At 58.9% G+C, this 14,453-nt stretch carries 13 protein-coding genes; 6 read left to right on the top strand and 7 right to left on the bottom strand.

Annotated elements, in window-relative coordinates:
* Window positions 1-55: 55 nt before the first annotated feature.
* The 3 genes from ACFP6B_RS06965 to ACFP6B_RS06955 all read right to left on the bottom strand — a co-directional run bounded on the left by ACFP6B_RS06965 (window position 56) and on the right by ACFP6B_RS06955 (window position 3,196).
* Complete coding sequence (locus ACFP6B_RS06965) at window positions 56-436, bottom strand: chorismate mutase (RefSeq protein WP_135011492.1); 381 nt, start codon at window positions 434-436, stop codon at window positions 56-58.
* A 125-nt stretch (window positions 437-561) separates the two neighbouring features.
* Complete coding sequence (gene mnmA / locus ACFP6B_RS06960; protein WP_377128605.1) at window positions 562-1,755, bottom strand: tRNA 2-thiouridine(34) synthase MnmA; 1,194 nt, start codon at window positions 1,753-1,755, stop codon at window positions 562-564.
* 208 nt (window positions 1,756-1,963) lie between these two features.
* Window positions 1,964-3,196 carry a cysteine desulfurase family protein gene (locus ACFP6B_RS06955; protein WP_237237219.1) on the bottom strand — a complete coding sequence of 411 codons (1,233 nt, stop codon included), beginning with the start codon at window positions 3,194-3,196 and terminating at the stop codon, window positions 1,964-1,966.
* Between the two features lie 146 nt (window positions 3,197-3,342).
* Between ACFP6B_RS06955 and ACFP6B_RS06950 the strand changes: the two genes are divergently transcribed.
* The gene (locus tag ACFP6B_RS06950) at window positions 3,343-3,810 is read left to right on the top strand and encodes a tRNA (cytidine(34)-2'-O)-methyltransferase (RefSeq protein WP_377128601.1); all 468 of its coding nucleotides are present in this window, start codon (window positions 3,343-3,345) and stop codon (window positions 3,808-3,810) included.
* Window positions 3,811-3,940: 130 nt separating this feature from the next.
* Here the strand turns inward: ACFP6B_RS06950 and ACFP6B_RS06945 are convergent, their stop codons facing one another.
* Complete coding sequence (locus ACFP6B_RS06945) at window positions 3,941-5,395, bottom strand: S1C family serine protease (protein ID WP_377128598.1); 1,455 nt, start codon at window positions 5,393-5,395, stop codon at window positions 3,941-3,943.
* A 256-nt stretch (window positions 5,396-5,651) separates the two neighbouring features.
* On the opposite strand from ACFP6B_RS06945, the gene ACFP6B_RS06940 reads away from it, so the two are divergent.
* Window positions 5,652-7,673 carry a TPM domain-containing protein gene (locus ACFP6B_RS06940; RefSeq protein WP_377128595.1) on the top strand — a complete coding sequence of 674 codons (2,022 nt, stop codon included), beginning with the start codon at window positions 5,652-5,654 and terminating at the stop codon, window positions 7,671-7,673.
* Window positions 7,674-7,864: 191 nt separating this feature from the next.
* Entirely contained in the window at window positions 7,865-8,581 is a 717-nt protein-coding gene (locus ACFP6B_RS06935; protein WP_237185818.1) for a PspA/IM30 family protein, read from the top strand.
* Window positions 8,582-8,701: 120 nt separating this feature from the next.
* Here the strand turns inward: ACFP6B_RS06935 and udk are convergent, their stop codons facing one another.
* Window positions 8,702-9,322 carry a uridine kinase gene (gene udk / locus ACFP6B_RS06930; RefSeq protein WP_237199807.1) on the bottom strand — a complete coding sequence of 207 codons (621 nt, stop codon included), beginning with the start codon at window positions 9,320-9,322 and terminating at the stop codon, window positions 8,702-8,704.
* A 331-nt stretch (window positions 9,323-9,653) separates the two neighbouring features.
* Here udk and ACFP6B_RS06925 point away from each other — a divergent pair, with 331 nt between their 5' ends.
* Together ACFP6B_RS06925 and ACFP6B_RS06920 are read left to right on the top strand one after the other, a co-directional pair.
* Window positions 9,654-10,076: a hypothetical protein gene (locus ACFP6B_RS06925; RefSeq protein WP_377128591.1), complete on the top strand. Its 423-nt coding sequence runs from the start codon at window positions 9,654-9,656 to the stop codon at window positions 10,074-10,076.
* Window positions 10,077-10,395: 319 nt separating this feature from the next.
* On the top strand, window positions 10,396-11,307 hold the full coding sequence (locus ACFP6B_RS06920; protein ID WP_377128588.1) for a hypothetical protein: 912 nt from the start codon (window positions 10,396-10,398) through the stop codon (window positions 11,305-11,307).
* A gap of 162 nt (window positions 11,308-11,469) precedes the next feature.
* Here the strand turns inward: ACFP6B_RS06920 and ACFP6B_RS06915 are convergent, their stop codons facing one another.
* On the bottom strand, window positions 11,470-12,849 hold the full coding sequence (locus tag ACFP6B_RS06915; RefSeq protein ID WP_377128585.1) for a lipase family protein: 1,380 nt from the start codon (window positions 12,847-12,849) through the stop codon (window positions 11,470-11,472).
* A gap of 90 nt (window positions 12,850-12,939) precedes the next feature.
* Window positions 12,940-13,575, bottom strand: coding sequence for a hypothetical protein (locus ACFP6B_RS06910; RefSeq protein ID WP_377128582.1), 636 nt, complete (start codon window positions 13,573-13,575; stop codon window positions 12,940-12,942).
* Window positions 13,576-14,228: 653 nt separating this feature from the next.
* Here ACFP6B_RS06910 and ACFP6B_RS06905 point away from each other — a divergent pair.
* Window positions 14,229-14,453 (top strand): hypothetical protein (locus tag ACFP6B_RS06905; protein ID WP_377128579.1); only part of this gene is annotated, 225 nt, incomplete at its 3' end.

Genomic DNA, 14,453 nt, shown 5'->3' with positions numbered 1-14,453 from the left:
AACTCTTTCTGCCACCTACCGGTGGCTGTAGCATTGCGGACTGACAGTTGAGCGGCTAAGACTTCTGTTCAGCCTCAGCCGCAATCTTCTCGTGGTGCCTTATAACCTCAGAAATAATGAAGTTCAGGAACTTCTCGGCAAACTCCGGGTCAAGGTGGGCAGCCTCAGCCAGCGAGCGCAGGCGCTTAATCTGGGCTTCCTCCCGCCCCGGGTCCCCCGCCGGCAGAGAATGCTCGGCCTTGAGGTGGCCAACGCGCTGGGTCGCGCGGAAACGCTCAGCAAGAATATGCACCAGGGCTGCGTCCATATTGTCGATGGTCTGACGCATAGTGAAAAGTTCTTCCAGGACGGCCGGGTCGACCCCAGCCATCGAAGTGGCACGGGTATCGAAGTCAGCGTGGGCCTGCACGTCGTGGGCCTTCGGAGTTGTGTTCATGTGTTTAGTCTAAAAACCTCAGGTACTGTTTGCAGGGGCAAGCCCACAGATTTCACCCTGTGGACTTATCCGGGTGTAGAAGCTTCAAAAGGTTCAGCAGCGAGCGCGAGCCTGCACAACCTTACCTAGTTAGCGGTGATGTCAGCTCGGTCGAGGCTGTAGGCGCGGGCGATGGTGGACTGGCCCAGCACGCGGGTGCCCTGGTAAATCACCATGGTCTGGCCAGGAGCCACACCGCGCAGTTTCTCGTGCAGGCGCACCACGGTTTCCAGGCGCAGGGCACCGGGCTCAGCGGCTTCATCGTCAATTACCCATTCCAGGTGGGCGGTCGAGGGAACGGGGTCTGCGTGGGCTCGTACCTGGGCGGTGACGTCAAAGGACGCCGAACGGGCACCTTCTACAGGCTCTTCGGCCAGGAAGGCTGCGGCTTCTTCTACGGGTAGACCGGCCCAGGTTTCGCGGATACCGCGAATCTCGTCAATTTCGAGCAGGTCCTTACCGCCCACGATGACCTCGTTGGTCTTGGGGCGGATTTCCAGCACGAAACGAGGCTTACCGTCAGGGGCAGGGTGCCCAATGGCCAGTCCCTTGCGCTGGCCCACAGTAAAGGCCTGCGACCCGCGGTGCTTGCCGAGCACGCGTCCGTCCGTGTCCTTGATATCGCCCTCAGTCATGTCGATGTGCTCTTCGAGCCACTCGCGGGTATCGCCCTCGGGAATGAAGCAGATGTCGTAAGAGTCGGGCTTCTTCGCCACCGAGAAGCCGCGTTCGGCGGCCTCGGCGCGCACCTCGTCCTTGGAGGGGGTATCGGCCAGGGGGAACCAGGCGTGCTTGAGCTGCTCGTGGGTCAGCACACCTAGAACATAGGACTGGTCCTTGGCCCAGGTCGCTGCGCGGTGCAGCTCCCGGTTGCCGTTCTCGTCCGTGATGACCTTGGCGTAGTGGCCGGTCACTACCGCGTCAAAGCCCAGGGCCACGGCCTTCTCCAGCAGGGCAGCGAACTTGATTTTCTCGTTGCAGCGCATACAGGGGTTGGGGGTGCGGCCGTGCTCGTACTCGGAGATAAAGTCATCGACCACATCTTCCTTGAACCGCTCGGAGAAGTCCCAGACGTAGAAGGGAATCCCCAGCTGGTCGCAGACCCGGCGGGCGTCCATGGAGTCCTCGATGGTGCAGCAGCCGCGGGAGCCGGTGCGCAGGGTGCCGGGCATGCGGGAGAGCGCCAGGTGCACGCCAACCACCTCGTGGCCAGCTTCAACGGCGCGGGCGGCGGCAACAGCCGAGTCCACGCCACCGCTCATAGCAGCAAGAATTTTCATGGTTTTAGTCCTACATTCAGTAATAGTTGAAGTTTTTGGGCGGTGGGGCGGGCAGGCAACCCTGGCCGCTGGCTCGGGGCTGGCGTGAATCGGGTGAGCGCCCCGCGCGAGTCCCGAGAGGGTCGCGGCCAGGTGCCTGCCCGGCTCGCCGTCCTCCCCAACATTCCCAGCGGTCGGTCAGCCGCGCCCTGCCCTCGCCCAGCCGGGTTTAGTTCCAGCGAGCGGCGTCCGGGGCGTGGCCCGCCATACCTGCCTTTTTGGCTTGGGCCCAGGCGCCGGGGAGGGCGGTAAGAAGGGCGGTGACGTCGTCCTCGGTGCTGGTGTGCCCCAGGGTGAAGCGCTGGGCGCCGCGGGCCTCGTCCTCGCTCAACCCCATAGCCAGCAGGACATGGGAGGGGCGGGGCACCCCGGCGTTGCAGGCTGAGCCGGTGGACGACTCCACCCCTGCCATATCGAGTAGGAAGAGCAAGGAGTCGCCCTCGCAGCCGGGGAAGGTGAAGTGGGCGTTGCCGGGTAGGCGGCTGAAGGTGCCGGCTGCTCGGTCCTGGGCGCTTTCGGGGGCGGCCCCGCGCAGCTGAGCTTCGGGAACAGCTGCTAGGACGCCCTCGATCAGGCGGTCTCGCAATTCGGCCTGGCGGCCTGCTTCGGCGAGTAGGTTCTGCCCTGCTTCAGCAGCTGCTGCTCCAAAGCCCGCGATGGAGGCGGCGTCAATGGTTCCTGAGCGCACGGAGCGTTCCTGCCCGCCGCCGTGGAGTACGGGCATGAGCTGGGCGCTGCGGGTGGCGATGAGGGCGCCTATTCCCATGGGCCCGCCAATTTTGTGGGCTGAGATGGCCATGGTGGTGGCGCCGGATTCCTTGAAGTTCACCGGCAGGGTGCCAAAGGCCTGGACGGCATCCGTGTGAAAGGGAATGCCGAGTTCAGCAGCTACCGCGGCGATTTCTGCGACGGGCTGCACGGTGCCCACCTCGTTGTTGGCCCACATGACGGTGACCAGGGCAACCGTCTCTGGGCTCTCACCCACCGCCTGTCGAACCGCTTCGGCGCTGACTACACCGCTGGCGTCCGGAGCTACCCAGCTCACCTCTGCCCCCTCGTGGGCTTGCAGCCACTCAACGGCATCGCCCACAGCGTGGTGCTCGATGCCCGAAACAACAATGCGGGTAGCAGCCGGGTTGGCTTCGCGGCGTTTCCAGTAGAGCCCCTTGATCGCTAGGTTATCTGCCTCGGTACCACCGGAGGTAAAGATAATCTCGGCGGCGTCGCAGCCGGCAACCCGCGCGATACGTTCGCGAGCGTACTCGACGGTAGCGCGAGCAGAGCGGCCCGCTGAATGCAGGGACGAGGGGTTGCCGCCAATTTTCATTTGCTCCACCACGGCGTCGATAGCCTGAGGGAGCATGGGGGTGGTGGCGGCGTGGTCCAGGTAGACCCGGGGCATGGGCGCTGGCCTTTCCGTGGCGATTGGTCAAAACAATTCAGCCTTCCATCATACTCCCCCGCTCTTGGGGCAGGCTATGGACTGCTTCACCCTCTCAACAGCTCCCATCGCGCTTTTATTTCGCGGCGGGCGCGTAAACTGTTGGGGTGTTCAAGATTCTTTTTTATACTCCTGAAATTCCCGGCAATACCGGTAACGCGATTCGCCTTGCAGCTATCACCGGCGCAGAGCTGCACCTGGTCAAGCCCTTAGGTTTTAACTTTGAGGACGCTAACCTGCGCCGAGCTGGCCTCGACTACCATGACCTGGCGGTCATGACCGTCCATGAAACCCTGGAGGACGCCTGGGCTGCCCTAGCTCCGGCCCGCGTCTTTGCTTTCACCACAACCGCCAGCACTAACTTTGCCGATGTTGAGTATCAAGAGGGCGATGTGCTCATGTTTGGCCCCGAGTCAGTTGGCCTACCCGAGCAGGTACAGAATGACCCGCATGTCACCCAGCGGGTGAAGATTCCCATGGTTTCGGGGCGTCGTTCCCTCAACTTGGCTAACAGTGCCTCAATTGCGGTGTTTGAAGCCTGGCGCCAGCACGGCTTTGCAGGTGGAGCAATTTAGTCACAAAAGTAGGCTCTGCAGACTCACCGCGAAGCTGTTGGCCCGGGGCTGGCGTGAATTGCCTCGTGAGCGAAGCGAACCAGGCAAGAGGGTCGACAGCGAGCGTGAGCCTGCAGAGCCTTTGATGTCTCTAGCTGTTAGCGGCATCTCCCAGGGTCACGGTGACCTGCTGGGTTGAGCCGTTGCGCTCAACGGTAAGGGTAACGGTGTCCCCTGCTGCTGCCTGGCGGACGGCAGCGGTCAGCTCGGCTGCCTCACTGATGCTGCGCCCGTCAACAGCGGTGACAACATCGCCTGACTTCAGGCCGGCGGCTGCAGCCGCTCCTCCGCTGGTAACTTCCTGAATCAGGGCACCGTCGCCGAAGGCTTCGGATGAGTCGTTGTTGGCGGGTGAGGTGGAGACGGTAGCTCCCAGCATGCCGTGGGTGGCTGAACCGTTATCGATGATTTCCTGGGCTACCCGCTTGGCGTAGTTGATGGGGATAGCGAAGCCAACGCCGATGTTGCCGCTGGTGGAGGTGCTGGATGAGTCGGTGGAGGCAATAGCCACGTTGATACCGATTACTTCACCGTTGGAGTTGATGAGGGCGCCGCCGGAGTTCCCGGGGTTTACCGCAGCATCGGTCTGGATGACGTTGATGGCGATAGTGGAGCTTGAGGTGGTGCTCTGACTCTGCTGGCCGGGAATCTCAAACTGGAAGGGCGAGCTGCCGAAGGGGTCGGTGGTGCTGCTGCCGGAGTCGCTAGTGGATTCATCGGCTGCCGATGAGGCTACCTCGATGGTTCGTACCAGGTTCGAGATGATACCGGTGGTCACGGTGTTAGACAGTCCCAGGGGTGCACCGATGGCTACGGTGGTATCGCCAACGTTCAGGGCATCAGAGTCGCCCAGGGTTGCGGGGGTGAGAGTCAGGCCACTGGTATCGTCCAGCTTAATAACGGCCAGGTCGCTGGTGGGGTCGGTGCCAACCACGGTGGCGGAGCGGACGCTACCATCGGCAAGCTGAACTTCAATGGCGGCGTTAGCGGTAGCTCCGTCGAGGGTGACCACGTGAGTGTTGGTGAGGATGTGCCCCTCAGCATCGAGAATAACGCCGGAGCCGGAGCCGGACGCGTTCGATGAGGTGGCTGCGATGGTGACAGTGGAGGGGGTTGCCTTGGCAGCAGCAGCAGTAACAGCGTTGACAGAGTCGGTGTTATTGACGATGGTGGTGCCCGAGCTGGCGGTTGTGATGCTTGAGGCTGAACCGGTGGAAGTTGCGGCTACTACCCCACCGCCGATACCGCCACCGACCAGGGCAGCGATAGCAGCTGCTGCTAGGACGGTGCGGGTTGCGTGCTTGCCCTTGTTCTGTTCGGGCTGGCCGGCAGGAGCAGCGTAGTCACCGGTGTAGGCAGCACCGGAGGGAGCGCCTGCGTAGGCGTAGGCCCCGGCGGCAGGAGCCTGCTGGGCAGCAAAAGCGGTGGTGGGGTCGTCCTGACTGGAAGCGCCCGCGGCGGAGGCCGCAACCTGCTGCTGGTTCATAGGAACGGTACGATCAGCGGACGACGAATCGGGAGTGGGTTCCCATGAGTTTTGTGGCATCTCAAGCAGCTTTCTTTCGAGATCTTTTGATGTGGGCACCTGTTCAAGAGGTGCACCTGCGGTGTTTTCTTAGCTCCCACTATGCGCCATAGGGCTGTGTTAGAGATGAAGCAAAGCTGTGTGTTTGCTGTACATAGAGCTGATGAGCACATCGCCCTGAGCTGAGGGTGAACGCCGTTAGCTACCTCAAAAGGGAGTGGGGTGAGCAGGGCTACAATAGTGCTCAAGTACCGCTGACCTCTAGAAGAGAGACCCCATGTCACGCAAACCTGTCGCTTCTGCCCTTCTTGCTACCGCTCTGGCGCTCGGGATTGCTCCCGCTGCTTTTGCGGAAGCTCCTTACGATTTGGACGCCGGGGTTCGGGTCAGCGACACTACCTCGGTTCTAGGGGACACAAGTTCACTAGAGGACGCCATTAGCCAGCTTGCCAGTGACGAACAGGTCAATCTCTTTGTTGTAACTATTGATCAATTCGAAAGCCCGAGCTCTTCTTCAGAGTGGACCAGCGACTTTGCCACCCTCAACAATATGGGCACCAACGACGTAGTACTGGTCATCGCTACCGAAGCCCGTCAGGCCTACTTTATGGCCGGCTCTACCTCTGTTCTTTCTACGAGTCAGCAGGAAAAGATTTATCAGAATTACATCTACCCTGAGCTAGCGAATTCCGACTACGAGGCCGCTGCGCTGGCTGCGGTCACCGGCATCGAGTCTGAACTCGGTTCTGGTTCAGTGGTATCAGGTGCTTCGGGACCGCTCGTGGGTGGCGCAACGCTCCTTGGGATAGCTGCCGTAGCTGGCGGCGGCGCCTGGGCTTTTAGCCGCTCACGGGCGTCCGCACGTAAAAACACCGGTGGCAGCCGCAGCGGGCAACCTAGCCCATCCCAGCCCCTGCCCTCTATCGAAGAGCTGCGTACCCGGGCAGGTGCCCAGCTGGTCGCCACCGATGACGCCATCGCCCACTCCCAGCAGGAAGTTGAGTTCGCCCGGCTACAGTACGGCGATGACGAGGTCAAACCCTTCCTGGCTGCTATTGAGGCGGCTAAGAACCACATGCAGCGCTCCTTCCAGCTACAAAAACAGCTGGACGATGAAATCCCCGACACTGAAGCTGACCAGCGGGCCTGGCTGAACGAAATTCTTGCCCGCACCGAAGACGCCCAGAAGGCCCTCAACGAGCAGGTTGCCAACTTCACCAACCTGCGCAAGCTCGAAGAAACAGCACCCCAGGCTCTCGCCACCCTCAACCAGGGCATAGCCTCAGCAGCCCCACTCTTTCCTGCCGCCCAGGCAGCCCTCGACCGCCTCAGCACCCTCTACTCCCCCAGCGCCTTCGGGGCGGTGGCAGATAATATCAGCGAAGCCCAGGCCCGCCTAGATTTTGCTCGGCAAGAGGCCAAGGAGGCAGAAGACTTGCTGGGCACCCAGCGAAGCCAGGCCATTCTCGCCCTGCGCGCGGGTGAAGAAGCTCTCGGCCAGGCCAGGGGCCTGCTCGAGTCGGTCCACCACGCCGAAACCGACCTGGGCAAGATGGCAGCCTCACTCGATAATGCCCTAATTTTGGCTGACCGCGACGTTGCCCAAGCCCAGGAGCTGGCCCGCAGCGGAGCGGGCAGCAGCAGCCAGCTCTCCGGTGCTGCCGCCGGGGTTCAGGCCGTACTCGGCCAGATTCGAGCCGAACGCTCCGCCGGACTGATTGACCCCTACCTGCTCAACCAGCGGCTCCACGAAGTACGGTCAGACCTAGACACTGCCCTCGATGCGGTGCGCCAGACCCACGAACAAGAGCGCAGCGCCCGTGAAACCCTGGGCCATACCCTGGTGTCCGCCCAGGCCCAGGTATCGTCAGCCAGCGAATACGTCTGGGCACGACGAGGCGGCGTAAAGGCCGAAGCCCGCACCCGCCTCCGCGAGGCAGAACGCCACCTCACCGAAGCCCAGCAGCTCCAGCACAGCGACCCCATCGCGGCCCTGTCCCACGCCAATGACGCTATCCGCCTCGCAGGGGAAGCCCAGCGCATCGCCCGCTCCGATGTGGACCGCTTCAACCAGCGCAACGGCTACTCCAGCGGCGGTAACTACAACTCAGCCATGCTGGGCGGCATCCTGCTCGGCACCCTACTCGGGGGCAGCAACCACAGCTCCGGCGGCGGCTTCGGATCAGGTGGATTTGGCTCAGGCGGCTTTGGCGGCGGTATGGGCGGTGGCACCTTTGGCGGAGGCTTCGGCGGTGGAGGCAGCTGGGGCGACGGCGGAGGTGCCGGGGGCAACTTCTAGCCCACCGGCGCCCGTCCGCCTCTCTCCTCTTGCTCGCACACAGCCCCCTGCCTGTGCACAGGCTTAGTTTTCGCTGACAACGTAGTAACCACAAGGTGTGGCAGACCACCATCTGCCCCCAAGTCTTGACAGAATAAAAGAAGGCACAGCAAGCCCGCTCATGCTTTCCCCACCCACCGAAAGGTACCCTCATGGCTAAGCAGACCATTTTCAGCCGCATCGCCCAGCTCACCAAGGCCAACATCAACGCCCTGATTGACGCCGCTGAAGACCCCCAGAAGATGCTCGATCAGATGGTGCGCGACTACACCAACAACATCGCCGAAGCAGAACAGGCTGTCGCCCAGACCATCGGCAACCTGCGCATGCTCGAAGAAGACCACGCCGAAGACCTGCGCGAAGCAGGCGAATGGGGTGCTAAGGCCCTGGCAGCCTCCAACAAGGCCGACGAGTTCCGCGCCGCCGGCGACACCGCTAACGCCGACAAGTTCGATAACCTGGCCAAAATCGCCCTGGGCCGCCAGATGCAGGCAGAGAACGAAGCTTCAGCGATCAAGCCCCAGATTGAGTCTCAGACCGCCGTGGTTGAACAGCTTAAGACCGGTCTGACCCAGATGAAGGAGAAGCTGAACGAAATCAAGCGTAAGCGCGATGAACTCGTAGCCCGCCAGAAGTCAGCCGCTGCCCAGTCCCAGGTCAACGACGCTCTTAAGGCCTTTGACGTCATGGACCCCACCAGCGAAATCTCCCGCTTCGAAGACAAGGTGCGCCGCGAAGAAGCCCGCGTGCGCGGCCAGCAGGAGCTCGCGGCGTCCTCCCTCGATGCCCAGTTCAACGACCTTGAAGAACTCGGCCGCCAGTCAGAGCTCGAAGCCCGCCTAGCAGCCCTCAAGGCCGGCAAGCAGTAAAACAGCTACAAGGGTTAAACAGATGTGGGGCCCACCTCCAAAGGAGGTGGGCCCCACATCTGTATCTAAAAGTGCAAGGACGCCCCTTGCAACTGTTCATCCCACGCCTTACGGCTAGGGCTAACCGGCCTGGGTACCAATCTGGCCGGTAATCCGGTGGAACAGCATATCGAGAGCCACCACGTTGACGCCTTCGGGGATAATCATATCTACATGGCGCTTTGAGGGCTCTACATGCAGCTCATGCATGGGCTTGACGGTGGTGAGGTACTGGGCTTCAACCGATTCAATGGTGCGGCCGCGCTCAATCACGTCACGGCGCAAGCGGCGTAGGATGCGCACATCGGCGTCGGTATCTACAAAGAGCTTGATATCGCACAGGTCGCGAATTTCAGGCTCAGCAAAAATCAGGATGCCTTCGAGGATAATGATGGGCTGGGGTTCAACGATGAGAGTCTCATCTGACCGGTTGTGATCCGCGAAATCGTAGACAGGGGTCTCGATAGTCTGCCCCTCGATGAGGGCTTTAAGGTGAGTCACTAGAAGATCATTGTCGAAGGCTTCGGGCGCATCGTAGTTCAGCAGGCAGCGCTGTTCGTAGGTGAGGTGGTCATTGCGCTTGTAGTAGTTGTCATGATAAATCACGCCTACCTGGCCATCAAACTTTTCAAGTAGGGAGTTGGTCAGGGTGGTCTTGCCGGAGCCGGTGCCACCGGCGATACCGATAATCAGGGGTTTCATGTGAGTGCAGCCCTATAGGTCGAAGTATTACTGCTATCTATTGTGGCATGCTCCCCGGGGGACGGCACCTACCCGGCTTTGTCCCCCAAAATCCTGGCATAGCTTGTCCCCAGTCGCTACCTATATGTTTCACAGGTAAATTTTTGCCAAACTTTAATACCCAGCTTTTTCCCAGATATAGGGCCTACCAGCTCAAACAGGGAGCAATTTAGGAGATGCGACAAGCGGGGGACAAATTTTTTCTCTACAACCTGCCCTTTGGGGGACAAAATATGTGTATAGTTGGGTACAGCTCGTACACCACCCCACCAACCATTTGAGGAAGAGCACCATGATTTTTGCAAACTGGGCAACCGACACCTACACCAGCGCTTCGCTGGGCTCTGCCGTCAAGCGCCATTCTTCCCACGGTGGGCTCAAGAAGTTCCACAAGGCTCTGCACATGGCAGATTCCATGGTGCGCGGTGAGACCGTTGTTGATGTAGCCACCGGCAAGTTTGGCAGCTTTGGCGACTCTCTGTTGGTCATCACTAACGAGCGCGTCCTGATTCTCAAGAACTCCTTCCAGGCAGGCAACAGCGTTTCACTTGACCTTAATGCACTTGATCAGGCCAAGCTGACCCACCTCCCCTTCCTGGGCAACACCCTTACTATTGACGGCTATCGCTTTAGCCGAATCCCTGCCGACTACACCAGCACCCTGCGAACCCTGCTGGCAGCAGACCTTGCAGGCCACTGGGCCCAAGCAGCCTAAGACCCTTACCTCAATACACTAAAGACCGGCCGCACCTCATGGTGCGGCCGGTCTTTTCGTTGCGCCACCACAAGAGGTAAAAGCACAGGTGTTTTTATATATCTATCTTTTTGATCCAGTAGGAGTGCCGCAAAAAATCTTAAACACCCAATATTTCTAGACAGCACCCTATTTACCAGGATTTTCCCCAAATCCACCAAAACACTTTTCACAAAAAGTAAACACAAGCGTGCCAAATAAAAGATTTGGTGATACTGTTGTTTCAACAGCTGTTGCAGAACCATTCGTAACCTTGCACCAAAACAAAGGGATTACCACCGTGACTACACCCCAAATCCAGCGTCGCACCCTGGCACGTGGCGCAGCCTGGGCCGCCCCCGTCATTCTTGCCAGCACAGCTGTACCTGCTTTTGCTGCGTCCACACCCCCGGTAGAAGACGACTGCACCTACGGCAAAATTGTTTCTGCCCCCTGGTCTAATGTCTGGCCTTCCCAGGGCAACTTCACCGGTTCTGCCGCTAAGGAACTTGAGTGGGCCGTCTACCCCACCAGTAGCTGCGCTACCGGGCTACAAGCATTCACTTTCGACAATTCATTACCCACCGCTCAGGCAGGCAACCCCCTCGCCTCTTCAAGCGCTACCGCTAACACCTGGCCGCCCGCCTACCCCGCAGGGGGCAATCAGATGGCCGATATCAATTCCGTAGACGGTATCAACGGCGTGGGCCAAGGAGCCATCATTTCGGTAACCATCGAGAACATCGCAGGCGATGTGGTCTACCGGTCCACGCCTACCGGTAGTGACCGCTTCATCTTCGCTAACGGCGGTGCAGCCTACAGCTCTAACGGCACCCGCGGGGCCGGCGCCAACGTCCCCATGATTCGACTCAACGACGACTTCAAGGGCGCCAATACCACCTACTCCAAGCTCTATAACTACCTCCGCTTTGCAGATGCGCCCATAGTCACCAAGAACACCATGCACACCTGGGGCTACGGCAACCACTACACCACCGCAGACGGCCGCGACGGCTGGAGCTGGGATATTGAGGTCATGAGCAACATTGCCAACGGTCAGGCCGGTGCCAGCGTGGTGTCTTTCATGACCCGCATGCCGGCAGCCACTTACGGCGATACCGCCACCACCAGCGGATCAGTCATTAAGACTCAGTATCGAGTTACCGTAACCTCCCCCTGGGGCGTCGTCAGCTATCTGTCAGCAGATGTCTAATTCCTTTCCATCTAATCTAGTCAACGCAGAATAAGGAGCAACCTATACCGTGAGTCAGCCTCTCAGTTGTGAGAGAGAGGCACCTGAAAAAGACGTGCAATAGGCCCGAGCAGGAGTAATGCCCTGCCCGGGCCTATTGTTATATGTACGTTTTATAAAAAGCTAGAACTGCCAGCAGGAGTTGATGCTGGAGAGCCCCTTGAACTGACGATCCAGGAAAATCAGACCGCGGGGGATGCCTTCAAAAATACCGGCTACGTGGGTGACACCTGCCAGGGTATAGAAGGTGACCCGGGAACCCTGCTGGCAGTAGTCGGCTGCCAGCTGACGGTTGGTCTGGTAGGGGATCACGTCATCGCCCCAGGAGGATGCGATAAGGATCGGCACTTCGGGGTGCCGCCCCTGCTGGCCCAGGTTATTCTGCGCCATGATCTGTGAGACCTGGGGGTCGGTGGTCATTTCGCGGGCCAGGGTCTGGCCGCTGGCGGTGAGGATGCGGGTGTTCTTGAAACCAAAGGTTCCGACGGCGTCTAGGGTGCACTGGTCACGCACTGTCTCAAGGGCAGCCTGCCCTTCGGCTGAGAGTTTGTGGCTCAGGTCGATGCCATAGCTATCGGCCAGGCCTACAACGCCCATCAGTGAGAAGCCTGTGTAGAGACCGCCGTCAATGAAGCTGGTGACCGCCTGTAGATTGGCAGGTACAGCACCTGCGTAGATGCCCTTGAGATTGAGTTCGGGAGCGTAGCTTGCTTGGAGTTCACCGGCAGATGCCACCGCACCACCGCCCTGGGAGTAGCCCCAGAGACCGATGGGTGAGGTAGCGCTACCCAGGCCGAGGTCAACGGCGGTAGCTGCGCGGGCAGCGTCCAGCACCGCATTGCCCTGGTCAACGCGGTTGAGGTAGCTGTGGGTTCCAGCGGTACCCAGGCCGATGTAGTCGGTAATAACGACGTTGTAGCCAGCGTTCAGCAGAGAGGTGATAACAAGGCTTTCATACTCACTGCCAGCTGCGAACTGGTTAGAGGGAGCACAGGAGTCCCCGATCCCCTGGGTTCCGGGGGCCATGGCGATGATAGGACGCTCGCCGGGGCCAGCCCACCGTTTGGTGGTAGTGAGTGCGGTACCGGTGACAGCCACAGGGTTGCCCAGGTGGTCAGTGGACTTATACATAATCCGCTGGGCCTGGGCTACGGGGTGGGCGATGACGTTGTTGGCGTCGACCTTGAAGGTGAAGTTTTCCTTCTTGATGAGGGCGCCGTTAGCGGCGGGTAGCTGGGCCGGAGCATCGTAGAAGTTTACGCTAGTGAGCGCTTCGGGGGCATCGTTGTAAATGGCCGCGGGGCTATTGCCCTCACTGGTGAGTGCCTCTTGAATGAGTGCTTCAGCTTCTTGTACTGCCTGGCTGTTTTCAGTCAGGGGTGCGGTGTCAGTTGCATTGGCCGGGGCCATGCTCAGGGCTAGCAGGGCGGTGAGCGAAAGAGCCGTTGCCCGGCGTTTGCCAGTGTTTTTGGGCGCGGCGTGGCGCGGCGTGTATTTAGCCATGAGTTTCCCTATAGGTAAAAATGCGAGTGAGGGCACTGAAAATTCAGCACCCTCACAGTGTACAGCTAGTTAACGATAGGCAATGCCTACCTAGATACCGGAAGGACCTGTGTTCTTGGTAAAGGTCTGCTTGCCGTTGGCATCGAAATAGGTCATGACGGTGGTCGAGCTGATGGTGACTGTTCTGGAACGATAGCAGCCATCAGTCACATGAAAGTTCAGGAAGAAGCCTGTTGCGTCGCCTGAACCGACAACGGTAGTAGATACGTTCCATGTGGTTGCAGTGTAGGTAACGCGGATGGTGGAGCTATCAACCTGGGTGACGGTCCAGCCGGAGGGGATAATATTCGCACCCCACCTGGTCGAAGAGGTATCAAGCTGGATTGCGCGGTTAAAGGTATAGGTCGTCACGATAGTGACGTTATTAACGGTGCCTGCGGTACCCTCTACCCAGTAGCCGCTTGAGGTGTTCGGGTCTCGGTTAGCATTGGAGTTGCCGGCTTGCGAACGGTAGGGCAGGGTATCAATATAACCGTATTGGGGATTTGTACTGACGTTGCAACCTGAAGGGGTTGTCGTGGAAACCATATGGTAGTACTTGCCTGCGGTTGTCTTTGCGGTTCCCAGCTGGGAGGCAGCATAGGCAGGAATCGTAGCAGATGCCAGGAGGACGGGCGCAGCCCAGAGAGCTCCGCGAGTTAGGGTTCTTCTATTGGCAACAGTCATGCTTGTTGCTCCTCTTGCAGTGATGGCCAGCCTTCACGGGGTGCGAGCCCAAAGCTGGCGCGAATGAGTGACACTAAAAAGTATCACGGTAAAGCATTTCAGGTACGACTGCACACATTAATTATTTAAATTTTTAATGAGTTTTACATCATAAAGGTCCAACTCAAGCCACGAACCTGATCAAACAATGAAACTCAACCCTTCGTCACAATCATGCAACCTAGAAAAGGGCGGGTAAAAACAAACAGATTTTTGCTACACTAAAGCGGAAAGGTGAACGATGGTGATGAATTCTAGACATTTAATTACCCCGATAGCCACAACCCTGGTGGCAGCGAGCGCAAGCATCTCAGTACTGACAGCTGCCACGGTTGCAGCAACTATCAAAGTACTCAATGAGCACGATGCAAGTGAACCTCTAGACAACTAGCCTTCCCTGATTTCATCAAGGACGTTTACTCTTGAGGCTTGCGTTTTTAATAGGTGGAGTTACCGAGTTTGCACAAGGAATGAGCGAAATCCTCAATAACCAAGACCAGTAAAATACGCAAGACATAGTTACAGAAAGATGGGGCAAAGAAATGAGTTTTCTTCTTGGACGTGTCATAAGCTACACGGCTATCGTCAACGCTTGCAAAGATCTGAGGGTATAAATGAGCAATACAACCCGTTCGAAAGATACCCTCTGGAAACACCTTGTTCCATTGAACATTTTTGGGCTAGCACTAGGACTTTTCATCTACTTCCTACGACTCCAGTTCAACATAGACCTCTTAGTCAGAAACAGCACTGAGGACATAGAGGCTTATTCAAAAGTCCCACCCGCAGCCAAAAACACCAACCCCCGCACCACCGCAAACACCCGCCCATACAACCCC

This window comes from Rothia nasimurium (assembly GCF_042660305.1).
GTDB lineage: Bacteria > Actinomycetota > Actinomycetes > Actinomycetales > Micrococcaceae > Rothia > Rothia nasimurium.
This window is presented reverse-complemented; position numbering and strand designations above follow the sequence as displayed.

Bases quoted from the DNA above. Each gene is read 5' to 3' on its own strand.
- ACFP6B_RS06965 (WP_135011492.1), bottom strand. From the start codon at position 436: ATGAACACAACTCCGAAGGCCCACGACGTGCAGGCCCACGCTGACTTC.
- udk (WP_237199807.1), bottom strand. From the start codon at position 9,322: ATGAAACCCCTGATTATCGGTATCGCCGGTGGCACCGGCTCCGGCAAG.
- ACFP6B_RS06910 (WP_377128582.1), bottom strand. From the start codon at position 13,575: ATGACTGTTGCCAATAGAAGAACCCTAACTCGCGGAGCTCTCTGGGCT.
- mnmA (WP_377128605.1), bottom strand. From the start codon at position 1,755: ATGAAAATTCTTGCTGCTATGAGCGGTGGCGTGGACTCGGCTGTTGCC.
- ACFP6B_RS06925 (WP_377128591.1), top strand. From the start codon at position 9,654: ATGATTTTTGCAAACTGGGCAACCGACACCTACACCAGCGCTTCGCTG.
- ACFP6B_RS06945 (WP_377128598.1), bottom strand. From the start codon at position 5,395: ATGCCACAAAACTCATGGGAACCCACTCCCGATTCGTCGTCCGCTGAT.
- ACFP6B_RS06915 (WP_377128585.1), bottom strand. From the start codon at position 12,849: ATGGCTAAATACACGCCGCGCCACGCCGCGCCCAAAAACACTGGCAAA.
- ACFP6B_RS06935 (WP_237185818.1), top strand. From the start codon at position 7,865: ATGGCTAAGCAGACCATTTTCAGCCGCATCGCCCAGCTCACCAAGGCC.
- ACFP6B_RS06955 (WP_237237219.1), bottom strand. From the start codon at position 3,196: ATGCCCCGGGTCTACCTGGACCACGCCGCCACCACCCCCATGCTCCCT.
- ACFP6B_RS06940 (WP_377128595.1), top strand. From the start codon at position 5,652: ATGTCACGCAAACCTGTCGCTTCTGCCCTTCTTGCTACCGCTCTGGCG.